Annotated in this window: 14 protein-coding genes; 5 read left to right on the top strand and 9 right to left on the bottom strand. The window is 76.7% G+C overall.

Going from position 1 to position 21,933, the window contains the following annotated elements; genetic code table 11:
• Positions 1–219 precede the first annotated feature (219 nt).
• Positions 220–894: a response regulator gene (locus ACFVFR_RS26345; RefSeq protein WP_383706005.1), complete on the top strand. Its 675-nt coding sequence runs from the start codon at positions 220–222 to the stop codon at positions 892–894.
• 186 nt (positions 895–1,080) lie between these two features.
• Here ACFVFR_RS26345 and ACFVFR_RS26340 read toward each other — a convergent pair whose 3' ends face one another.
• From ACFVFR_RS26340 to ACFVFR_RS26315, 6 genes are all read right to left on the bottom strand, one after another.
• Positions 1,081–1,581 (bottom strand): DUF402 domain-containing protein, encoded by a 501-nt coding sequence (locus tag ACFVFR_RS26340; protein WP_383706003.1) that lies wholly within the window; start codon positions 1,579–1,581, stop codon positions 1,081–1,083.
• Positions 1,582–1,797: 216 nt separating this feature from the next.
• Entirely contained in the window at positions 1,798–3,219 is a 1,422-nt protein-coding gene (locus ACFVFR_RS26335) for a type III PLP-dependent enzyme (RefSeq protein ID WP_383706001.1), read from the bottom strand.
• A complete protein-coding gene (locus tag ACFVFR_RS26330; protein ID WP_383705999.1) occupies positions 3,216–5,177 on the bottom strand; it encodes an IucA/IucC family protein in 1,962 nt (653 codons plus the stop codon). Before ACFVFR_RS26330 ends, ACFVFR_RS26335 begins: the two co-directional genes overlap by 4 nt.
• Positions 5,178–7,172, bottom strand: a complete 1,995-nt coding sequence (locus ACFVFR_RS26325) for an IucA/IucC family protein (RefSeq protein WP_383705997.1) — start codon at positions 7,170–7,172, stop codon at positions 5,178–5,180.
• A 185-nt stretch (positions 7,173–7,357) separates the two neighbouring features.
• Entirely contained in the window at positions 7,358–8,611 is a 1,254-nt protein-coding gene (locus tag ACFVFR_RS26320) for an ATP-grasp domain-containing protein (RefSeq protein ID WP_383705995.1), read from the bottom strand.
• A 598-nt stretch (positions 8,612–9,209) separates the two neighbouring features.
• Complete coding sequence (locus tag ACFVFR_RS26315) at positions 9,210–10,985, bottom strand: carboxyl transferase domain-containing protein (RefSeq protein WP_383705993.1); 1,776 nt, start codon at positions 10,983–10,985, stop codon at positions 9,210–9,212.
• A gap of 234 nt (positions 10,986–11,219) precedes the next feature.
• Here ACFVFR_RS26315 and ACFVFR_RS26310 point away from each other — a divergent pair, with 234 nt between their 5' ends.
• On the top strand, positions 11,220–11,852 hold the full coding sequence (locus ACFVFR_RS26310; protein WP_383705991.1) for a DsbA family oxidoreductase: 633 nt from the start codon (positions 11,220–11,222) through the stop codon (positions 11,850–11,852).
• A gap of 114 nt (positions 11,853–11,966) precedes the next feature.
• On the opposite strand, the gene ACFVFR_RS26305 is transcribed toward ACFVFR_RS26310, so the two are convergent.
• A complete protein-coding gene (locus tag ACFVFR_RS26305; RefSeq protein ID WP_383705989.1) occupies positions 11,967–12,707 on the bottom strand; it encodes an SDR family oxidoreductase in 741 nt (246 codons plus the stop codon).
• Positions 12,708–12,844: 137 nt separating this feature from the next.
• On the opposite strand from ACFVFR_RS26305, the gene ACFVFR_RS26300 reads away from it, so the two are divergent.
• Entirely contained in the window at positions 12,845–13,348 is a 504-nt protein-coding gene (locus ACFVFR_RS26300) for an RrF2 family transcriptional regulator (RefSeq protein ID WP_383705987.1), read from the top strand.
• A 232-nt stretch (positions 13,349–13,580) separates the two neighbouring features.
• On the opposite strand, the gene ACFVFR_RS26295 is transcribed toward ACFVFR_RS26300, so the two are convergent.
• The gene (locus ACFVFR_RS26295) at positions 13,581–14,654 is read right to left on the bottom strand and encodes a hypothetical protein (RefSeq protein WP_383706045.1); all 1,074 of its coding nucleotides are present in this window, start codon (positions 14,652–14,654) and stop codon (positions 13,581–13,583) included.
• Positions 14,655–14,926: 272 nt separating this feature from the next.
• A complete protein-coding gene (locus ACFVFR_RS26290; RefSeq protein ID WP_383705985.1) occupies positions 14,927–19,633 on the bottom strand; it encodes a DNA polymerase III subunit alpha in 4,707 nt (1,568 codons plus the stop codon).
• A gap of 394 nt (positions 19,634–20,027) precedes the next feature.
• Between ACFVFR_RS26290 and ACFVFR_RS26285 the strand changes: the two genes are divergently transcribed.
• Together ACFVFR_RS26285 and ACFVFR_RS26280 are read left to right on the top strand one after the other, a co-directional pair.
• Positions 20,028–21,107, top strand: a complete 1,080-nt coding sequence (locus ACFVFR_RS26285; protein ID WP_383705983.1) for a DUF3533 domain-containing protein — start codon at positions 20,028–20,030, stop codon at positions 21,105–21,107.
• Between the two features lie 90 nt (positions 21,108–21,197).
• A complete protein-coding gene (locus ACFVFR_RS26280; RefSeq protein ID WP_383705981.1) occupies positions 21,198–21,785 on the top strand; it encodes a GNAT family N-acetyltransferase in 588 nt (195 codons plus the stop codon).
• The last annotated feature ends 148 nt before the right edge of the window (positions 21,786–21,933 follow it).

Raw genomic sequence — 21,933 nt, 5'->3', positions numbered from 1 at the left:
ACGCCGACGTCAACGGGGCGGTCGGTGCCGGGGGGAACACCGACCGCCCCGCACGGTCGGGGAGGCCGTGACGTGGCCCACATGCTGCCCTCGGGTTACCTCATTGTCTCGCTTCCGGTATTAAAAGACGTTGTGGTCGTTGAGTTCACGTCCGCCGTGGGGGAGTCGCACAGCCACCGTCCGCCGCGGGGCGGGCCGCACAAGCAAGGGGGGACGTCGATGACCAGAGTCCTGGTCGTGGACGACGATTTCATGGTCGCCCGACTACACAGCCGCTGCGTCGCGGCCACGGAGGGATTCTCCGTGGCCGGAGTGGCCCACAGCGGCGCGGAGGCGCTGCACGCCGCGGAGTTACTGCGGCCCGATCTGGTCCTGCTCGATGTCTACCTGCCCGACATGGACGGGCTGAGCGTGCTGCGCGAGTTGCGGGCGCGCGACCCGGGGCACCAGGTGGACGCGTTGTTCATCACGGCCGCGCGGGACGCCCACACCATCCGTACCGCCCTGCGCTCCGGGGCCCTCTACTACCTGATCAAACCGTTCCACCAGAGCGCGCTCCAGGAGCAGTTGCGTCACATCGGCGCGCTGCGCAACCGGCTGGCGGGGCTGGACGAGGCCAGTCAGGAGGACGTGGACCAGATCTTCGGAACCCGCCCGCCCGGTTCGCGGGAGCTGCCGAAGGGCCTCGCGCAGCACACGGCGGAGCTGGTGGAGCGGGTGTTGAAGAAGCACCCGCAGGGGCTCTCGGCCACCGAGTGCGCGGCGGCCGGCGCCCTGTCGCGGGTGAGCGCGCGCCGCTACCTGGAGTACTTCGCCGACACGGGGCGGGCCGACGTCACCCTGCGGTACGGGGGGACCGGGCGGCCCGAGCGGCGGTATCGCTGGGTGTCCTGAACGGCGCGCCGGCGGCGGGCGGCGCGAACCGCCCGGCCGCCACCCCGCTATCCGCACGGGCCGCGTCGCGCCCCGCACGAGCTACCGCACGGGCCACCGCGCGGCGCGTCCGGGCCCGCCGCCGCCCGGTGGGCGCCGCGCGGGGCGCGCCGGGGCATCGGGGGCCGCCCGGCGCGCCCGGGGCCCTCAGACGGCCAGCAGCGCGGCGAAGCCGTCGGCGCGGGCCAGCTCCTCCAACTCGTCCAGGGCCGCCCGGGCCCGGGCCGCCGCGTGCGGGTCGCGCTCGGCCAGCCCGCTGTCGGCGAACTCGTCCTCGTCCAGCCGGAGCACCGCGCGGCCGTCGGCCGAGCGCCACAGGTCCAGGTCCAGGTCCACCACCACGAGCGTGTCGCCCTCGACCCGGGCCGGCCGGGTCACGTCGCAGTACCAGCCCTTGAGCCGCCCGTGCGCGTCGCGGACCTCCTTGACGGCGAACCAGCGGTCGCGCCAGTAGTGCTCGGTGAACACGTCGCCGCGCTCGAAGCGGACGAACCCGAAGTCCCGGACGTCCGCGCCGGCCCACGGGGCACGCACGACCACGTGCCCGCCGTCGTCGCCCACCACCTCGGCCGGGTAACGCACCTCCGGACGCGGTTCCTTGACCAGCCTGACCGTCACGCCGTCACCCGGGATCAGGGTGTGTGCCATGTGCGCCCTCTCTGGTGACCGACCGTCCACGCCACCACGGGGCGGCGTCCGGGCCGTGCGACGCCCGACGGCGGGGCCGCGAGGCCCGCGCTCGGGTACGCCGCGCGACGGCCCGCGGCTCGACCCTGCCCCATCGCCGGCCCCCGGACCAGCCGTTTTCGCCGGTGGTCCGGTCGCGCCGGGTGGACGGCCCGGCGGAGGGCGGTCAGTGCCCGGTCAGTAGGGGGTGCTGCCCAGGTAGTGGAAGACCGGTCGGGGATGCATCAGGAAGTCGTGGTGCGAGATGTTCCACGCGTACGCGCCGGCGAGCGCGAACACCACCCGGTCGCCCGCGCGCAACCGCTCCGTGGCCACCCGGGTGGCCAGCACGTCCTTGGGCGTACACAACTGGCCGGTGAGGGTGACCGGCTCGCCGCTGGCCGTCGGGCGCGGCCAGGAGCGGGGCCAGCCGTCCACCGGCAGCACGGCGAACGGCTGGTCGTGGCCCTTGGTGGCGGGGGTGCGCAGATGGTGTGTGCCGCCCCGGAGCACCGCGAACGCCTCCCCCTGGCTGTGCTTGACGTCCAACACCTCGGTCACGTACCAGCCGCAGTAGGCGGCCAGCGCCCGGCCCGGCTCGACGCGCAGCGTGAACTCCGGGTACCGCGCGGCCAGTTCGCCGAGCCCGGCGCCGTAGGCGACCCAGTCGAAGCGCTCGCCGGGGCGGACGTAGTCGACGGCCATGCCACCGCCCACGTTGACCTCGGTGAGCTGGGCGGCGAACCAGGGGCCCGCCTCGGTGGCCAGGGCGCGGGCCCAGCGCACGATCCGGCCGGCCGTGACGAGCTGGGCCCGCGCGTCGAGCCCGCTGGCCAGGTGGGCGTGGATGCCGCGCAGCCGCAGCCCGGCCCGGGTGGCCGCGCCCTCCTCGGCGAACGCCGGCAGCAGGCGCCGGATCTGGTCCGGGTCGAGACCGAAGGGGCTGGGCAGGCCGCCCATGGCCAGCGCGGGCCGGGGCCCGGCCCCCGCCTCGGGGGCCACCCGCTGTGTCGGCACGTGCTCACCGTCGCTCTCGCGCGGCGGGCCGCCCTGACCCGCCGTGTGCTGGCCGTTGCCCGACTCGGCCGGGAGGTTGACGCGCAGCAGCACACCGACGGGGCGGGCGTCCGCGTCGGGGCGGGCCGCCACCAGGCCGATCAGCATGCGCAGTTCGTGCTCGCTCTCCACGTGGAAACGCTGTACGCCCAGGTCGAGGGCGCGCCGCAGCTCGGCCTCCGTCTTGCCCGGCCCCCCGAAGGCCAGTGGCGCGCCGGGCACGGCGGACCCCACGTGCGCCAGTTCGCCGCCGGAGGCCACCTCGTAACCGGTGACGTGGGTGGCCACCGCCCGCAGGATCTCGGCCGCGGGGTTGGCCTTGGCCGCGTAGTACAGCTCCACGGCGGGCGGCAGGGCGGCGCGTACGGTCTCGGCGTGCGCGTCGAGGCCGTCGAGGTCGTACACGTAGGCGGGCAGGTCGTCCGGCGGCAGGCCCCGCACGTGGGTCAGCGCGCGCGGGCTGACCAGTTCGTGGCCGATGTCGGAGGGGCCTAGGAGCGGGGCCGCCGGCGCCTTCGGGCGGGGGCGGTGGGTCGCGGGACGCGGTCGGTGCGGGAAGGTCATGCGGGACTCCAGGGGAGGGTGGCGGCGGCCTCGCGGGCGGCCTCGGACAGCAGCGCGGAGCCGAGCGGTGAACCGATGCGAACGTACCCGGCCTCCCGGTCCGCCTTGCGGCCCCACCGCGTGAGCAGGTTCGCCTTGGCGGGCAGCGGCGCCCCGCCGGCCAGGGCGCGCAGCGGCGGCGGCTCGCCGTGTGCGGCCGACCGCTCCAGGAGCACCTGGCGCACGGTCGACCACAGCGCGGGTTCGAGCTCGGGGTGCAGGTCGGCGAGTGCGGCCAGCAGCTCCGCGACGTGGTTGACCAGCAGGCAGTAGACCACCCGGTCCCAGCCCCGGCGGGCGTCGTACGTCATGGGCCCGGCCACGTCGGCGGGGAGCGCGGCGAGGGTGGGCGCGTGCCGCTCGGCCAGCAGCTTGGTGCCCTCCAGGTCGCGGAAGAGCACCTGGCGCGGCCAGTTGCCGCCGTCCACGCCGACGACCACGTTCTGGAGGTGGGGTTCGAGGACCACCCCGTGGTCGAAGTACGCGGCGAGCACGGGCGGCACCAGCAGCCGCAGGTACGCCTCCCACCAGGCCAGTGCCGTCCCGGGGCCGGCGCCCGAGGGGTGCGCGGCGAGCAGGTGGCCGATCTGGGCGCCACCGGTGGGGTACTCGTCGGCGATCGCGGCGGCCAGCAGGCCGGTCACGCCGGGCGCCAGCCGGTCGGCCAGGCCCTCGCGGACGATGACGCCGAACCCCTCGGCCAGTTCGCGGTCGGCGTCCGCGTCGCCGGTGCGCAGCGCGAGCGTGCGGTAGGCGGGCTCGCGCAGCACCTCACAGCCGGGGAAGCGGGCGCTGAGGTCGCGGGCCACCGGTTCCAGCAGGTGGGTGAGGGCCACCGCGCCGGCCAGTTCGTACTCGGCGTTCTTGCGCAGGCAGTTGGTGATCCGCACGTTGAGGCTGAACTTCAGGAAGACCCGCCCGTCGTAGAGGGTGCGCACCGAGGCGGTGGGCGTGAACCACGGCCCGCCGGGGCCCAGGTCACGTACGTCGCCTCGGGCGATGGCGGCCCGGAGCGCCGGGTGGTCGCGCAGCATGGCGTACTGCCAGGGGTGGGCCGGCAGCGGCAGGTAGCCGTCGGGCACCGGTCGTTGGCGGTCCAGGGCGGCCAGCGCGCCGTCGGATACCGACTCCTGGCGTACCCGGTCGGCGCGCACGGCCAGGTGGTGCAGCGGGAACCGGGCGCCGGTCTCGGGCGCGTACCGGCGCCAGCCGTCGGCGCTGCCGGTGCGGGCCTTGGGCGTGGGGTGGAAGCGGTGCCCGAAGAACAGGGACTGTTCGGAGGCCAGGTAGGTGACGTGCGGGTCGCGGCCGGGGGCCGGGGCGTACGGGAGCGGCGGGGCGGCTCGTCCGGGCCGGGCCGGCGGGTGGGGCGCCGTCGCGGGCGCGGGCACGAACGCGGCGGCGGGTTCCGGGGTGGTGGCGGGCAGGGGGCCGCTGGCGCCGATGGCCGGGGCGGCCGGCTGCTGGACGGCGGGCGAGGGCGTGGGGAGCGGCGCGCCGGGCGAGGTGGGGCGGGGGCGCTCGTCCGTGGCCGAGTGGTGCAGGGCGGCCGTGACGCCGGCGTGGCTGAGCCCGACCTGTTCGATGAACTCGTCGTTGGCCTCCCCCGTACGCAGCCGCAGTTCCCGGTCCACGCGGGCGGCGAGGGCACGCCAGGACAGCTCGGCCCAGACCCTGCCCCGACGCTCGGTCACCGGGCCGGTGAAGCGGTGGGCGCCGATGAGCGAGGTGCGGCGCAGTCTGACGCGCAACAGGACGCCGCTGCGCGGCATACGCAGCTGTAAATGCCCCTCGCTCACCGCGGTGTGGCGTTCGGGGCCCGACATCTCGCGCACCAGGCAGTTGAGCAGGGTGTGGGCCACCACCTCGTCGGCCGAGGCGATGGCCGGGGCGGTGAGCGGCGGCAGGGTGGACGACATTCAGCGACTCCAACGTGAGGGACGCAGCAGGTAGTTGGGGCCGCTGACGTAGTGCTTGTTGATGTCGGCGGCCCCCGAACGCTCCTTGGCGAGCAGCGTGCCCGCGGTGACCATCGCCTTGACCGGAAGCCGGTCGGCCCTCAGCAGGCGCTCCCGCAGGACGTGGCCGGGCGCGGGGAGGGGGGCGGACGGGGCGGCGGGCGTGGCGGCGTCGGCCGGTGGGGCGGGGGCGCGGGGGGCTGGCGTGGCGGGCCCGGCGGGCGGGGTAGCCCGGTCGGGGCCGGTGGACGGGGTGGCCCGGTCGGGGCCGGCGGGCGCGGGGGTGGCCGCGCCGAGGCGGTCGACCGCTTCCGTGAGGCGCGCGACCAGCAGGTCGACCAGGGCGCCGGACGGGGCGCGCCCGAGGCGGTCCAGTTCGAAGGCCGGCGCGGCGGCGCACAGGTGCACCGCGATGGTGGTGAGGACGTCGGCGACGGGGCCGTCGCCGTCGACCAGGATGCGCGGATCATCGAAGCCGAGCCGCGCGGGGTCCAGGCCGGGGGTGGCGGGGCGGGGAGCGGGGAGGCCCACGGCCCGGGCGGGGCCACGCGGGGCCGGGTGGGTCGGGGCCGGGCCGCCGGTCGGGGCCGGTTCGCCGGGGGGCGGGCCGGGCGGGCGCGGGTGGGGCGGGGCGAGACGGGCCGCGAGTCGGGCCGGGTGGACGCGGGGCCCGTCGTGGTCCTTGACGAGCAGCCGCAGCCGGGTGCGCCCGGCCACCTCGTCCAGCACGAGCGAGGTGTTCTGCTGGTGGGCCTCCAGGGCCACGCCGTAGCCGAAGAGCGTGACGTGCCAGTCGAAGAGCAGCCGCAGGTAGGCGTCCACGAAGGCCGGCAGGTCGCCGGCGTAGAAGCGGGCGGCGAGGCCGTCGGCGACGAGCTGGCCGTCCGGGCCCCGGGCGGCCAGCGCGGCCAGCGGCACCACCAGCGCCCGCTCCAGGCCCGCCGGGTAGCGGCGCACCAGGGCGGCCAGGAGTTCGTGCCCGGCGTGCAGGTAGGTGTGTTCGTCGGCGAGCAGGACGGTGTCGGCGAACCGGGGCTCGCGGGCGATCAGCGCCGCCGTCAGCCGCTGCCCCGCCGCCCCGTCGACCAGCGTGCCGGGCTTGATGGTGCGCCGGTTGCGCCGCCCCAGGGTCGCCGTGCCCAGCGGCAGCTTGAGATGCACGGACGGGTCGTCGACGACGGCGACGGTACGCGTCGACAGCGTGGGGCGCACCCACAGCCAGGCGCGCGGCGCCAGGCGCGCCGAGCCCCGCGGGCCGACCGTGCGCAGCGCCTCGGTCAGTGGCGGGCCCACGGTCAGCGGGTGGACCGGCAGCGCGAGGTGGTCGGCGTCGGCGTCGGCCAGACCCAGCGCGCTGGGCGCCGGCCACCAGGTGGGCAACGGCCCCTGCCCCGCGCGCAGCGCCGCGCGCGGCACGACCACCCACCGCAGCTCGAAGGCGGGGTGGAACTCCGGCGCGTGGGCGCGCAGTCCGGCGTCGGTGAGGCCGGGTCTGGCGCGCGCGGTGGGGTAGAGCGGGTGGTCGCGGTGGGCGGCGAGCGTGTCGTAGGCGAGCGAGCCGGCCAGGCCCCGCCAGTGCCGCGCGGGGCGCGGCCCGTACCGCGCGGCCAGCTTCCGCAGCACGCCGGGCCGCGCGGCGGCGTGTGAGCGCAGCGTGGCCAGTTCCCGCTCGCACTCGGCGACGAACGCGTCGAACCCGACCAGGTCCACAGGCTCGACGACCGCCCGCAGACGGTCGAGCACGGGCCGCAACCCGGCCAGCGTGCCCCGCGCGACCTCCAGGACGGGGCGGCGCGCCCGCAGTTCGCACTGGAAGCCGTCGGCCTCCACGGGCAGCAGCGCCGGCGCGCCGGGCAGCGCCAACCGCAGCCAGTCGCCGTCGGCGCGGCGCACCACGCGCGCCCCGGAGCGCAGCCCGTAGGCGTCCTCCCGCAGCAGCGTGCTGAGCACCCGCACCGTCAGGTCACCCTCGACGGCGTCGCACCTCCCCTCGTCGGCCGCGCCCGGACCCGCCTGCCGCCCGGGGGCCCTGCCGACGCCCCCGGGCCCGGCCGGCCTCTTTGGGGCGCCGGGTTCGGCCGGTGCGTGCGGCGCGGGGGGCCCGCCCGGGGCGCGCGGCCCGGGCGGCGGTGTGGGGCCGTTCACGGTCGGATCTCCCAGGTGTGGGCGGCCAGGAAGCGTGGCACGGCCTCCTCGACGGCGTGTTGGTCCTGGCCGGTGACGCACAGCACGCCGAGGAAGTCGCGGTTGGTGTGGTGCAGCGGCTGACAGCTGCCGATCTCGCGCAGCGGGCGGTAGACCAGACGCAGGCCCCCGTGCTCGTACTCGCTGGGGCCCGGGGCGGCGACCAGGGTGCCGGCGCGTTCGGCGAGCACGTACTCCAGCCGCATCCGGCCGCCCCGGCGCGCGTCGAGCGAGGCGGGCAGCGGCTGCCCGGCGTGGGTCCGCAGGATGTGGTCGAAGAGCGGAACGCCGAGCACGTCGGCCAGGGCCAGGTCACACCGGTCGCCGATGGCCCGGTAGTTGACCTCGATGATCCGGGCGCGCCCGTCCTGCACCACGTACTCGGTGTGGCAGGCGCCGAACCCCACGCCCAGCGCGCGCAGCTGGGCCAGCACCTGGTCGGCGTGCGGGGCGTCGCCGGGCAGCAGCCGCAGCCGCTCCTCGACGAAGTGCGGGGGCGCGGAGAGTTCGGTGGCGAAGCCGGCGACGGCGTGCAGGACCTGCCCGTCCCCCAGGGTCTCCAGGGTGTGCAGCGGGCCGGTCAGGAACTCCTCGACCACCAGGGCCGCGCCGGGGCGACGGTCCGCTATCTCGCGGCACCGGGCGACCAGTTCGGTCTCGTCCGCCGCCAGGGCCACGTCCTCGCTGGCGACGCCCTCGCGCGGCTTGACCACGCACGGGTAGGGCGGGTCCGCCCGGCGCACCGCCCGCGCCAGGTGGGCGGGGTCCGGCCGCGCGGGGCCCGTCGGGGGCGGGCCCGGGTCGAGTTCGGCGGACCAGACGGTGTCCTGCCCGGCCTCGGCGAGCGCGCGCCGCAGCTGGGCCTTGTTCTTGGTCCGCAGCGCCGCCCGCCAGTCCTTGCCCGGCAGCCCGAAGAAGTCGGCGGCCAGGGCGGTCTGGGTCTGGAGGTGGTCGCTGTTGCTGAACACCACGTCGGTGCCGCCCGTGGCCGCGAGGGCGGCGATCACCGCGCGGAAGTCGCGTACGTCGCAGGCGAGGTACGCCAGCGGGGGCAGCGTGCCGCCGGTGGCGGCGTACCGGGCGTAGGCGCGCTGGTGCGCGGCCACCTGGTCGGTGACGACGGTGACGGCGTAACCGAGGCGGGCGGCGGCGGGGAGGAACCCCTCCGTCACGGAGTCGGTGGGGTTGACGGCGAGGAGGTGGAGCCGCACGGGCGGGGGGTGCCTTTCAGCGCGGGGGCGAGTCCTTCGGACGGGCCGGCTGGGAGATCATTTCGCTCGATCAGACAGTAGGTTAGGTTTACCTAAGCCTGTCAATTCGGCGCCGTCCGCCGGCGGGTGAACCGGCGTGGAACCGCCACCGACGGTCCGGGCGCCGATCGCGCGCCGCCTGTGGTGGCGGCCCGGTTCCGCGCGCCCCTCGCCGCACCTCACCCCCCTTGGTCACCAGGCCCCTTCGACACGTCCCGCGCCCGCCGACACGGCGCGCGGGCGCGCGCCCCGTGAGGCGGCCATCGCGGTCTGCGTGCCGGCCGGGCCGGCCCCACCGACGGTAGTCGCCCCGATCGAGTGGTATGGCCGCCCGTGGGAGCGTTCCCCCTGAAGGGTCACGCACAGCGACGACGTTCGGCCACGCGGTACGGAACCCGCCCGGCCGGCGAACCGGAGCGCGCACGCGGGGGCGCCACCGCACGCCGGGGCCGGGGCCACGGCCGGGCGCGGAGCCGGCGCGGGCGCCCCGGAGCGCGGGCCGGGGCCCGCGACCGTGGGCGCGGGGGGCGCGGTCGATTCGGCGTGGTGGGCCCGGCCCTCAGCCACGTCCGGCCGCGCGGCGGGCGGCGAGGCGGCGCGTGGGGTCCTGGGCGCGGAGGGCGGCGAGTTCGGCGCCCAGGATCGCGCCGAGGCGGGCCAGGAAGGCGTCCGGCGTGTCCGCCGCGTCGTCGGCGTCCGCGCCCGTGGTCGGGCCGTCGGCCGAAGTCCGCTCCCGCGAGCGCGGCGCCTCCTCCACCACCCGGTCCACGATCCCCGCCGCGAGCAGGTCGGCCGAGCGCACGCCCTGCCGCGCGGCCACCTCGTCCGCCCGCTCCGTGGTCCGGTACAAGATGGCCGACGCGCCTTCGGGTGGCAGCGGCGACAGCCACGCGTGCCGGGCCGCCAGCACCCGGTCGGCGGGCAGCAGGGCCAGCGCGCCGCCCCCGGCCCCCTGGCCGAGCAGCAGGCACAGCGTCGGCGCGGGCAGCGTCACCAGGTCGGCCAGGCAGCGGGCGATCTCCCCCGCCAGCCCGCCCTCCTCCGCGGCCTGGCTGAGCGCGGCGCCCGCCGTGTCCACCACCGTCAGCAGGGGCAGCCCCACCTCGGCCGCGATCCGCATGCCACGCCGCGCCGTACGCAGCCCGGCCGGGCCGAGCGGTTGCCCCACCCCGGCGTCGACACCGGTCCTCGCCCCCGTCCCGGCGCCGCCCGCGCCGGCGGCGGGGTCCGCCTCGCCCCGGTCGTGGCCGAGGACGACGCACGGCGTGCCGCCCACCCTGGCCAGCGCGAGGAACATGCCCGGGTCGTGCTCCCCGGCGCCGGTGCCGCTGAGCGGCGTGACGTCCTCGGCCGCGACCCGCAACAGCGTCCGCAGGCCGGGCCGTTCCGGACGGCGCGAGCGCCGGATCGACTCGGCGGCGTCGGGCACCGGTCCGGCGTCGGTCGCCCCGGGCCCGGCGACGTCCGCGCCGCCGGCCGTGTCGACGTACGCGGCGTACGCGGCGCCGGGGGCGGCGACGGGCGGGGCAGTCGTGGCGCCGGGGGCGGCGACGGGCGGGGCGGTCGTGGCGCCGGGGGCGGCGACGGGCGGGGCGGTCGTGGCGTACGGGGCGGGGCGGGCGGAGTCGGGGGCCGCGGCGGAGCCCGGCGGGTCACCGCGCAGGACGCGCAGGGCGCGGGCCGTCGCGCCGGGTAGTTCACAGGTGGGCAGGACCGCGTCCACCAGGCCGTGCGCGTACAGGTGCTCGGCGACCTGGACGCCCTCGGGGAACCGCTCGCCGTAGAGGGCCTCGTGGACCCGGGGGCCCAGGAAGCCGATGAGCGCGCCCGGTTCGGCGGTGGTGACGTGGCCCAGCGAGCCCCAGGAGGCGAGGACGCCCCCGGTGGTGGGATGGCGCAGATGGACGAGGTAGGGCAGGCCGGCCGCCTTGTGGGCCGCGATCGCCGCGGTGACCTTGACCATCTGGACGAAGGCCACCGTGCCCTCCTGCATCCGGGTCCCGCCGGACGCGGGCGCGGCCAGCAGCGGCAGCCGCTCCGCCGTGGCCCGCCGCACGGCCCGTACCAGTCGCTCCCCCGCCGCGACGCCGATCGAGCCGGCCAGGAAGCCGAACTCGCAGGCCACGAGCGCCACCCGGGCCCCGGCGAGCAGCCCGGACCCGGTGAGTACGGACTCGTCCAGCCCGGTGCGCTCGCGGGCCCGCTCCAGGTCGGCCCGATACGCCGGGTCGGCGGTGGACACCGTGACCGGTTCGTCCCAGCTCTGCCAGCTTCCCGGAGCAACTACGGTCGCGATGAGTTCACGAGCGGTCGGGCGGGGGTGCGTTCCGGTCATGAGCTCACCATGTCACGCCCGGCCCCCGGCCAGCTGCCACCCTTTGCGCCCCAGCTCAGCACCCTGTCCGGGGCACGACCGACCCCGGGCGTCGGGGGTGCGGGGACGGGTGGCGTACGAAGAAAGTCCGGAAGCCGAACTTGACTTCAGGTTCGGTTGAAGTTGCATCGTTTTTCTGATGGTGCTGATCGCGCCCGTGGAGCGGCGCCGCCGGGCGAGCGGAGGGGGTTTCGCGTGAGGGTGGAAGTCTGGGTGGACGTGCTCTGCCCCTGGGGTTACATCGGCAAGCGGCGGCTGGAGCGGGCGCTGACCCGCTTCGAGCGGCGGGCCGAGGTGGAGATCGTGTGGCGGAGTCTGCAACTCGACCCGGACAGCCCACGGATCGCCGGTGGACCGCTGGCCGACCTGTTGGTGGAGTACGGCGTGTACGAGAGCCGGCGCGCGGCGCTCAGGCAGTTCGAGATGATCACGTATCTGGGGCGGCAGGAGGGGCTGGAGCTGCACCCCGCCGGTGCCGTGCCGACGAACTCCTTCGACGCCCACCGGCTGCTGCACCTGGCCACCGAGCGCGGGTGCGGGGACGCCATGGTCGAGCGGCTGCTGTACGGCTGCCTGACCGAGAACATCGACGCCGCCGACCACGGCGCGCTGGTGTCACTGGGCCGCGAGGTGGGGCTGGACCACGGGGAGATGTGGGCGGTCCTGGACAGCGACACGTACGCGGGCAGCGTGCTGGCCGACCGCGACCTGGCGCGGGAGCGCGGGCTGCGCGGCTCGCCGACGTTCGTGGTCGGCGGGCACACGGCGCCGCTGGGCGCTCCGTCGGTGGACACGCTGCTGGAGCTGCTGGGGCAGCCGGTGTGCTAGCCGGGCCGTCCCGACGGGGCGGGAGCGGGGGCGGTCGGCGCCGCCCGGCCCGGGGCGCGGCGGGGAGTCCGGCGCTCCGGGCCGGGCGGCGGCCCGGGGCGGCCGGGCGGGGGGTCAGCGCGTGCCGCGCAGCCAGTCCTGGTAGCGCGTGGGCGCCAGGCGCGCGCCCGGGCCCGCGACGAGTACGTCGCCGACGACGGACGCGAACATGCCGGCCGTGTCGTCGGTGCGCACCGTCCGGGCGTCGTGCCGGGCCGTCAGGGTGAGCCTGCCGAGCTCGTCGAGCGGGAAGACGTCCGGGCCCGCGATGTCGCGCACGCCACCCAGCGGGTCGCCGGTGGCGACGTCGACCAACGCGTCCACGACGTCCGTGGCGGCGATCGGCTGGAGGCGGGTGACGGGCAGGCGCACGAGGCTCTCGTCGGAGCTCCAGGACAGCACCGCGTCCACGAACTCGAAGAACTGGGTGGCGCGTACGACGGAGTAGGGCGTGGGGCCCTGTCGGAGCAGCTCCTCCTGGAGGGCCTTGGCCCGGTAGTAGTCGAGCTGCGGCACCTGGTCCACGCCGACGATCGACAGGATCACCTGGTGGCGTACGCCGGCCTTCTCACCGGCCGCGAGCAGGTTGGTCATGGAGGTGCGGAAGAAGTCCAGCGACGCCGCGTCGAAGGTCGGCGAGTTCGCCACGTTGACCACCACGTCCGCGCCCGCCAGGGCCGGTTCGAGCCCCGCGCCGGTGAGCAGGTCGACCCCGGTGGACGGTGCCGCGGGGACGGCCTCGTGACCGGCCGCGGTCAGCTTCCGGACCACCTGCGAGCCGATCAGCCCGGTACCACCGATGACTGTGAGCTTCATTGCCCTCGCCTTTCACAGAGTGCCCAAAGGCACGCCAGGGGTGCGTTAAGGAGAGCCGCCTTAACTCGGATACCGCTTGTCCGAGATACTAGTCGGATACGCTTTATCCGAGTCAAGCGGGAGAGGCGGGGCGGGGCGTGAAGCTGTCGGGCGGAGTCGAGTGGGCGCTGCACTGCTGTGTGGTGCTGACCACCGCGAGCGACCCGGTGCCCGCCGTCCGGCTCGCGGAGCTGCACGACGTCTCGGGCAGCTACCTGGCCAAGCAGTTGCAGGCGCTCTCCCGCGCGGGCCTGGTCAGCTCCGTCCAGGGCAAGGCGGGCGGGTACGTCCTGACCCGGGCTCCCGAACTGATCAGCGTCCTCGACGTGGTCACGGCCGTCGACGGCTCCCGGCCCGCGTTCGTGTGCACGGAGATCCGCCAGCGCGGCCCGCTGGCCGCACCCCCGGAGAGCTGCGCCCGGCCGTGTGCGATCGCCCGCGCCATGGCCGGCGCCGACGCGGCCTGGCGCGCGGCCCTGGCGGCCGTCTCCATCGCGGACCTGGCCCGGGACGTCGACGAGGACTACGGCCCGACCGCGCTCGCCGGCATCCGCACCTGGCTCGCGGGCCCGGGCGAGGACGCCCCCGCCGCCGACCACTGACCCACCGCGCCACGAGCCGCCACGCCACGAGCCGGCGCGCCCTTCGTCACGGCCCGGCGGGATCACCCCGCCCGGCCCGTCGCGTGCGGAACGCGTACGCGCGCGGGAACCGCCCCGGGCCCCGTCGCCCGTGACGCCGGCCCGTTCGCCGACCTGCGGACGAACCGGTCCGGCCGGCCCCGCTCCGACCGTCACGCGCGGCCCGGCCGGCGGGCCCGGCGTCGAGTGCGGCTCAGCCGACGCCCGCCGTGCCCGCCGGCCGGGCCGCGCGGGCGCCGAACCTGGCACGGGCCCGGTCCGTCACGGCCTCGATCCGGCGGGCCCGGTCGTCGGCCGGGTCGAACGTGAGCTGTCGGCTGGCACGTTCGGCCGCCGTCAGGTCCTCGGCGCGCAGCGCCACCGCCCGCACCCGCGCCCGCTCCAGGCCCAGCGCCTCGTGCAGCGCGTACGCGAGCGAGGTCAGGGCGGGGGTGTGGGCGGACGGTTCGGGCAGGGCCCTGCCCCGGGTGGTGACGGAGCGGTCGGCGTAGCGGACGGTCAGCGTGATCGCGCGGGCCACCTGTCCGCTCGCGCGCAGCCGCGCCCCGAGTTCGTCGGCGAGGGCCAGCAGCGCGCGTCGGCGCCGTGTGGGGTCCAGCTCGTCTCCGGCGAAGCGGTGCTCGGCGCCGATGGAACGGGCCGGAGAGTTGGGCGTGACGGGGGCACGGTCGATGCCGTGGGCCCGTTCGTGGACCGCCCGCCCCGCCGTGGCGCCCAGGATGCGCTGCAGGGTGCCCGGCGGTGCCGCCGCGATCTGGCCGACCTCGCCGAGGCCGTACGCGTCCAGGGTGCGGGCCGTCACCGGGCCGACCCCGTCCAGAGCGGCGGCCGGCTTGCGCGCGAGGAAGGCGGCCACGGCCCGGGGGTCGTCCGGCACCGTGTGCACCGCGCCCCGGCGCCCCGCGCCGCTCACCGCGCCCGGCCGCCGACCGCCCCGCGCCCCGCCCCACCGGCCACCCGTCCCGCCCCGCTCGACGCGCCCGGCACCGGGTGGCGCCGCCGCCATGCGGGCGAGCAGCGGGTTGGCGGCGACACCCACGGTGCAGTCCACACCGTGCCGGGCCAGGGCCCGTACCCGTACGATGCGCGCCAGTTCGGCGGCGTCCCGACCGAAGTAGCGCAGCGCGCCCCGTACGTCCGCCAGCGCGGCGTCCGGCGGCAGCGCCTGGACGACGGGCGTCAGCTCGGCGAGCAGCGCGAGCAGCGCCGAGTAGACGTCCTCCCCGACGGGCCGCCCGTCGGGCGGGTGGAAGCGCACGCACAACACCGAGCCGAGCGCGGAGGCGGGCTCCGCCGGGGCGGGGGCGGACTCCGCCGGGGCCGGGGCTGTGGTGGGTGCCGCCAGGGCCGGGGCCGCGGCCGGAGTCGGGGCCGACGGGCGCCCCGCCGAGGCCGGGTCCGGGGCGCACTCCGCCCAGGCTGCGCCCGGAGCCGCTCCGTCGGCCGGTGGGCCCGTCGGCAGCGGGTGTTCCCGGGCGCCGGGCGTCGCGGTGCCCGTATCCGTGCCGGACGGCTCGTACCTCTCGCGTCCCTCGTGCGTCATCCCGCGCTCCCCGGGCTGGAGTGCCACAACTTGCGCCCCGTGGCGGCGCGTTCGCCCGCGGGCTGGAGGTCGGCCCAGGGGTGCAGGGTGTAACCGTTGGCCAACTGGATACGACGCCCACCGCTCGCGCCTCCGGCACCGTCCGCCCTGCCCGTCCTGTCCGCCCCCTCCGGCTCGCCCGCCCCGTCCGCCCCGTCGGTGTCAGTCGCTCCGTTCGCGTCGGGGGTGGCCGCGTCCCCTTCGGCGAGGCGGGCGGCGACCGCTTCGAGCCCTCCCGTGCGGCGCAGCTCGACCAGTTCGGCCAGGTCCCAGGCGGCGGCGCCGACCACGCTGAGGCTGCGCGGGCCGCGCCGCTGCACCACTCCCCTGACCAGCAGCAGCCAGGAGTGGAAGACGGTGTACGCACACGCCGCGTGCCCCGAGACGACCCCGGGCCCACCGCCCCGCACGGCCTGCCGACTCCGCCCCGTGCGCTCACCCCCGACGCCACCACCTTCGACGCCACCACGCTCCCCCGAGGCCCCGGGCCCTGCCGGAGTGCCGGGCCTTTCGGGAGCGCCGGGCCTCGCCGGGACACCGCGCCCCTTCGCCACGCCCCGCTCACCCGGGGCGCCCCGCTCACCCGAGACGGCGGGCCCTCCCGAGGTGCCGGGCCCTCCCGAAACGCCGGTCTCTTCCGGGATGTCACGCCCCCGGGCCGCGCCGTACCCCTGAACGGCGCGGCGGCCCCGCGCCGTACCGCCCTCCCCGGCCGCCTCGGAACCCGACACCGCGCCGCGCGCCCACGCCCCGTCGGGCCGCGCGCCACCGCCCCGTGGGCCAGCTGCCGGGCCAGCCGGTGGTTCGGCCGCCCCCGCGCCCTCGTCCCGCGCACCGTCCGTCCGCCCGCCGCCGACCGCCGTGGCCTCGGTCCGACCCGCACCCGCCCAGGCGACGTCAGCCCAGGCAGCACCCCCCTCCGTCGGCACCGCACCGGTCTGCACCACATCAGCACGGGCCGCACTGGTCTCCACCACCTCAGCCCACGCCGCACCGGTCTGGACCACACCGGCCCGACCCGCACTGGTCCCCACCACATCAGCCCGCGCCGCACCGGTCTGGACCACATCAGCCCGCACCGCGCCAGCCCGCATGCCGTCGCCACGCGAACCGGCCGGCCGCGTGTCGTCGGCCTCCGTGTCACCGGTCCGAGCGGTCCCGGCCCGGCCCGCGCTCATCCCGGCGGTCCCGGCCCGGCCCGTACCCACCCCGGCGGCCCGGCGCACGCGCCCCCCGGGCCGGTCCGCGCCCGGCCCGGCCGCGCCGGCCTCGCCCCCGCGCTCGTGGTCGCCGCCGCCGTCGCCGTCCTCCGCCGGCGGGTCGTCGAAGAAGGCGCAGTCGACCAGGCCGGTGCCGTCGTCGAGGGTGGTGAAGATGACCCGGCGTCCGGAGCGGATCGGCGGTGTCTGGGTCGCGGCCTTGGCGCCCGCGACCAACACGGTCTCGCCGTGTCGCGCCGAGCCCAGGCGTTCGGCGAGCAGCACGCCCAGCTCCTCCAGGAAGTCGCGGTGGTCGTCCATGAGGTTGCGCGAGACGTCCATGTTGAGGACGTCGAGCTCGGCGCCGAGCCGCTGCGCGGAGTCCAGGTCGGGCAGCCCGGCGGGCTCGAACGGCTCCGCGGCGCCAGCGCCCTCGCCTGGCCCGCCACCGGAGCCCGCCGCACCCGCGGCCGCACCCGCACCCGCGTCCAGCGGAAGCTGGCCCACGAGGCCGCCGCCACGGGGGCCGCGCTGCTGTCGGTGCAGCTCGGCGATGTGCAACAGCAGGTCGCGACGGTTGGCGCCGAACGCGTCCAACGCCCCGACCTCGGCCAGCCGTTCCGCGACCGGCCGCCCCGGGCGAGCCCGCCACCACAGGTCCCGCACCGACGCGTAGGGCTGGCCCGCCACGATGCGCGCCGCCTCGGCCTCGCTCATGCCGTGCACCTCGCCAAGCGCGAGCCGCACCCCCCACGTGCCGCCCCGCCCGCTCCGTACCCCCTCCTCCGCATCGGACACCAGTTCGATGCGATAGGTGGCCGACGACCGGTTCACGTCCAACGGCAGGATCGGCACCCCGCGCCGCCGCGCGTCCGCGAGCAGCAGCCGCTTGGGGTACATGCCGGGGTCGTGGGTGAGCAGTCCGGCGTAGAAGGCCGCCGGGTGGTGTGCCTTGAGCCAGGCCGACTGGTAGGTGGGCACGGCGAAGGCCACGGCGTGCGCCTTGCAGAAGCCGTACGAGCCGAACGCCTCGACGATCTCCCAGGTGCGCGCCACCACCCGGGACGCGTAGCCGCGCGCTCCGGCCTCGCGGGCGAACCACGCCCGTACCCGGCCGCGCCGTTCGTCGTTCGAGAGCGCGCGGCGCGCCTCGTCGGCCAGCGCGCGGTCGCAGCCGGTCATGATTCGCATGATCTCGATCACCTGCTCGTGGAAGACGACCACGCCGTACGTCTCGCGCAGCGCCTCGGCGAGGTCGGGATGGGGGTAGCGCGGCGGCCTGCGGCCGTGTCGCGCCTCGATGAAGGGCCGCACCATGTCGGCGGCCACGGGCCCGGGACGAAAGAGCGATATGTCGACTACGAGGTCGTGAAAAGTGGAGGGCTGGAGCCGGCCGATCAGATCCCGTTGGCCCGGCGACTCGATCTGGAAGCAGCCGAGCGTCTCGGCCGACCGGATCAGCTCGTAGGTGGCGGGGTCGGCCGGCGGCACCAGCGCCGGGTCGTCCAGGTCCAGCGGTCGGCCGGTGATCCTGGTGACCTCCCGCGCCGCGTGCGCCATCGCGGACTGCAACCGGACCCCGAGCACGTCGAGCTTGAGCAGCCCGAGCTCCTCCACGTCGTCCTTGTCGAACTGCGACATGGCGAAGCCCGCCACGGAGCCCGCCCCTCGCGCGCCACCGGTGCCCGCGCTGGTCACCACGGGGGTGCGGGCGCGCAGCGTGGCGTCCGACAAGAGCACCCCGCACGGGTGCATGGCGATTCCGCGCGGCAGCCCGTCCAACGCCTCGACCAGGTCCCACAGCCGGTCGCGATCGCCCATCCGGGCCGCGACGCCGCGCAGCTCCGGCAGCTCGGCCAGGGCCGCGCGGGCGTCCTTGGCCCGGATGTGCGGGAAGGACTTGGCGAGCCGGTCCACCTCCTCCGGGTCCATGCCGAGCGCCGCGCCCACGTCCCGTACGGCGTGGCGCACCCGGTAGGTCTCGGGCATGGCGACCGTGGCGACCCGGTCGGCGCCGAAGCGGTCGAAGATCGCGCGGTAGACGTCGAGCCGGCGGGCCGACTCCACGTCGATGTCGATGTCGGGCAACGCGTTACGCCGCACGGACAGGAAGCGCTCCATCAGGAGCCCGTGCGCGACCGGGTCGGCGTGCGCGACGCCCAGCAGGTGGACGACGAACGAGCCGGCGCCCGAACCCCGCGCCGCCACCCGTACGCCCAGCTCGCGGGCGTCGTCCACCACGCGCGCGACGGTCAGGAAGTACGAGGCGTAGCCGAGCCGTTCGATGGTGCGCAGCTCGGCCTCCAACCGCTCCCAGCGCGTCCGGTCGCGGTCGTGGCCGCGCAGCACCATCGCGGCGGCGCAGCGCGAGCGCAGCGTCCGCTCGGCGGTGCGCCCGACGGCTCCCACCAGCCCCGGCTCGGGGAAGTGGACGCGGCCAAGGCCCAGGTCGTCCTCCGGATCCACCTGGCAGGCGACCGCCGTGGTCTGGGTCTGGTCGAGGAGCCGGTACGCGGCGTCCCGCCGGAAACCGGCCGCCGTCACGATCCGCTCCGCCACCCAGGCCATGTCGTGCGCGCCCTTGAGCCAGCGTTCCCCACCGTCCCGCTCCCCCGGCGCGCGCGGGACGGGGACCAGCCTGCGCGCGGCGTCCAGCACGTCGGCGACCGGCCCCTGCCCCGGGTCGGCGTACCGCACGGCGTTGCTCAGCACGGGGCGTACACCCTGCTCGGCGGCGAAGCCGACGGTACGGGCCGCGAGGCGCAGCGAGCCGGGCCCAGAGCCGGACGCGGCACCGGAGCCGGCGTGGCCCCACCGCGCGGCGGCGACCGTGGCCGGGGGCGTGGGACCGCCCGTGGGGCCCGCCGGCTGGGGCGGGCCGCCGTGCCAGACGGCCTCCAGTCGCAGCGCGTCGCCGAACACCTCGCGCCAGGGGACCAGGAGCCGCGCGGCGCGGTCGGGGCGCCCGGCGGACAGCGCGCGGCCGACGTCGGACGCGGGGCCGAGCAGCACGGTCAGCGGCGCGAGCCCGCCGGGCAGGCTGGCGGCCACGGCCGCCAGGTCCTCCCAGCACAGCAGCGGACGCCCGCCGCCCGTGGCGTGCGCGGCGGAGACCAGGCCGCACAGCGCGCCCCAACCGGCCGCCCCGTCCCTGGCCAGAAAGACCACCCGGGGCGCGGACTCGTCGACGAACGCGCCCCCGCGCACCGGCGTCCGCCGCCTGGCCGTGCGCCCCGGCTGTGGCGTCGCGGGCCGTACGGCCAGGTCGACGCCGAACAGGGGGCGTACTCCGGCGGCCGATGCCGCCTTGGCGAACCGGACCGCGCCGGCGAGGCTGTCCCGGTCGGTCAGCGCCACCGCGTCCATGCCGCGCTCGGCGGCGCGCTCGGCCAACCGCTCCGGGTGCGAGGCCCCGTAGCGCATCGAGAATCCGGACGCGACGTGCAGATGGGTGAACCCCGACATCCGCACGCACCTCCTCACTCGCCCACCTGACACCCCTGCTCGCCGCCGCGCCTCGACGGCCGCCGCCGCGCCCGGCGCGACGCCAGCGCGGCAGGCCCCCGCCGCCACTCCTCCCGGCCCGGCCTCACCCGCCCACCGCCCCCGACTCCCCTCGCTTCGACACCGGTCCGGGACACTCACTCCAACGACTATTTCTCGCCATCTTTCGCTTCCACCATACCCCCGGCTCGAACATTCGTACGAACGCCTTCCCCGTCCCCGCCTCCCCCACCACCCCCGGCCCGGCCCGCGCCCGCGCCACTCACCCGATCGGCACCCACGGGCTGCGCACCAGCGGCACCCCCGTCACCATGTGGAGGATGAATCACCAGGTGAAGCGGTTAAGGAGCGGTGCATGACGGCGACCCGCGAGAACACCGACCGCACCTTCGTCGAGGAGCTCAAGGCCGCGGTCACCACACGCGCCGCGCTGCTCGTCATCGGCGTACTGCTGCTCCAACTGGCCTTCATCCTCTCGTACGTCGGCTCCTTCCACCGGCCGAAACCTGACCATGTGTCGATCGCCGTCGTGGCGCCGGGAGCGGCCAGCGGCCAGGTGGTGAGCAAGCTCGGCAAGCTGCCGGGTGACCCGCTCGACCCACGGGCGGTGGCCAGCGAGGCGGAGGCGGCGCGGCAGATCCGGCACCGGGACGTGGAGGCGGCGCTGATCGTCGACCCGCGCGGCACAACCGACCGCCTGCTGGTGGCCGGCGGCGCCGGCTCCTCCCTCGCCCAGGCGGTCGAGCAGGTGGTCACCCGGGCCGAGAAGGCCGACCAGCGCGCGGTGCGCACCGAGGACATCGTGCCCGCCGCCGCCGACGACAGCCGGGGGCTGACCTCGTTCTACCTGGTGATCGGCTGGTGCGTGGGCGGCTACCTGTGCGCCGCGGTGCTCGCCATCAGCGCGGGCGCCCGCCCCGCGAACGGCAGCCGGGCCGCCATCAGGCTCGGCGCCCTCGCCCTCTACTCGATCGCGGCCGGCCTGGGCGGCACGATCATCGTCGGCCCGGCGCTCGGCGCGCTGCCCGGCAGCGTGTTCGGCCTGTGGGGGCTCGGCGCCCTGGTGGTCTTCGCCGTCGGCGCGACCACCCTGGCCTGCCAGGGCCTGGCGGGCATCGTCGGTATCGGCCTGGCGATCCTCATCATCGTCGTCCTGGGCAACCCGAGCGCGGGCGGCGCCTACCCCTACCCCCTGCTACCGGACTTCTGGCAGGCCATCGGCCCCACCCTCCCCCCGGGCGCCGGCACCTGGACGGCCCGCTCGATCGCCTACTTCCAGGGCAACGCCATCACCGGTCCCCTCCTGGTGCTGGCCGCCTGGGCGGCGGCGGGTACGGTGATCACGCTGGTGCTGGCGCTACGCCACAGGGACCGCACCGCCCCCACGGAGCCGACCCCCCACGCCGACCCCGCGACCACGCCACCAACGGCCTGACCCACCCGCGAGAAGACCCCCGCCCCCACCCCACCCCTGTACCGATATACCGACTCGATCATGACGACCCGGCCAACTACGCTCGCCGGCATGGATGTTCTGGTGCGCGAAATGACCGAGGGTGACATCGACGCGGTGGCCACCCTGCGCGTGCGCGGGTGGCAGACCGCCTACGCCGGACTGATGCCACGGTCGTATCTGGATGCCATGAGCGCGCGCGAGGACGCCGACCGACGGCGGGAGTTCTTCGCCCGGGGAGTCGGGGACGTGATCAACCTGGTCGCGGAGGAGCCGGCGCCGGGCGGCGGGGCGAGCGGGCCGACCGAGGTCGTGGGGTGGGCCTGTTGCGGGCCGTGCCGGGACGCGGATCTGCCCAGCGGGGACGCCGAGTTGTACGCGCTCTACGTCACGCCGGAGCGACACGGCACGGGCATCGGGTACGCACTGCTCACCGAGTCGCTGCGACGTCTGACGGAGCGGGAGTTCCCCCGGGTCCGACTGTGGGTCGTACGGGGCAACGAGCGGGCGGAACGCTTCTACGACCGGACGGGGTTCACCCCCGACGGCGGCGAGGAGTCCTACGAGGTGGCGGGAGTCCAGGTCCCCGAACGGCGCTACGCCCGCGACCTGCCCCCCACCACTCCTCCCGCCACTCCCTCCCCCACCCGCGCCACCTGACAGCCCCCACACCCCACACCCAGCCACACCACCACCAACCCCGCGCCGCCATCCCCGCACACCGCCACGCACGGCGACACACCCCGCCCACCCACGCACACCCCGGCGGACCCACGCACCGCCCACCGGCGGGCCCACGCACCACCCA

The sequence above is a fragment of the Streptomyces sp. NPDC057702 genome (assembly GCF_042799315.1).
Classification (GTDB): Bacteria; Actinomycetota; Actinomycetes; order Streptomycetales; family Streptomycetaceae; genus Streptomyces.
This window is presented reverse-complemented; position numbering and strand designations above follow the sequence as displayed.

What these genes read in the sequence shown, in the direction of transcription:
- ACFVFR_RS26345 (WP_383706005.1), top strand. Translation starts at nt 220, where the DNA reads ATGACCAGAGTCCTGGTCGTGGACGACGATTTCATGGTCGCCCGACTA.
- ACFVFR_RS26340 (WP_383706003.1), bottom strand. Translation starts at nt 1,581, where the DNA reads ATGGCACACACCCTGATCCCGGGTGACGGCGTGACGGTCAGGCTGGTC.
- ACFVFR_RS26335 (WP_383706001.1), bottom strand. Translation starts at nt 3,219, where the DNA reads ATGACCTTCCCGCACCGACCGCGTCCCGCGACCCACCGCCCCCGCCCG.
- ACFVFR_RS26330 (WP_383705999.1), bottom strand. Translation starts at nt 5,177, where the DNA reads ATGTCGTCCACCCTGCCGCCGCTCACCGCCCCGGCCATCGCCTCGGCC.
- ACFVFR_RS26315 (WP_383705993.1), bottom strand. Translation starts at nt 10,985, where the DNA reads ATGACCGGAACGCACCCCCGCCCGACCGCTCGTGAACTCATCGCGACC.
- ACFVFR_RS26305 (WP_383705989.1), bottom strand. Translation starts at nt 12,707, where the DNA reads ATGAAGCTCACAGTCATCGGTGGTACCGGGCTGATCGGCTCGCAGGTG.
- ACFVFR_RS26290 (WP_383705985.1), bottom strand. Translation starts at nt 19,633, where the DNA reads ATGTCGGGGTTCACCCATCTGCACGTCGCGTCCGGATTCTCGATGCGC.
- ACFVFR_RS26285 (WP_383705983.1), top strand. Translation starts at nt 20,028, where the DNA reads ATGACGGCGACCCGCGAGAACACCGACCGCACCTTCGTCGAGGAGCTC.
- ACFVFR_RS26280 (WP_383705981.1), top strand. Translation starts at nt 21,198, where the DNA reads ATGGATGTTCTGGTGCGCGAAATGACCGAGGGTGACATCGACGCGGTG.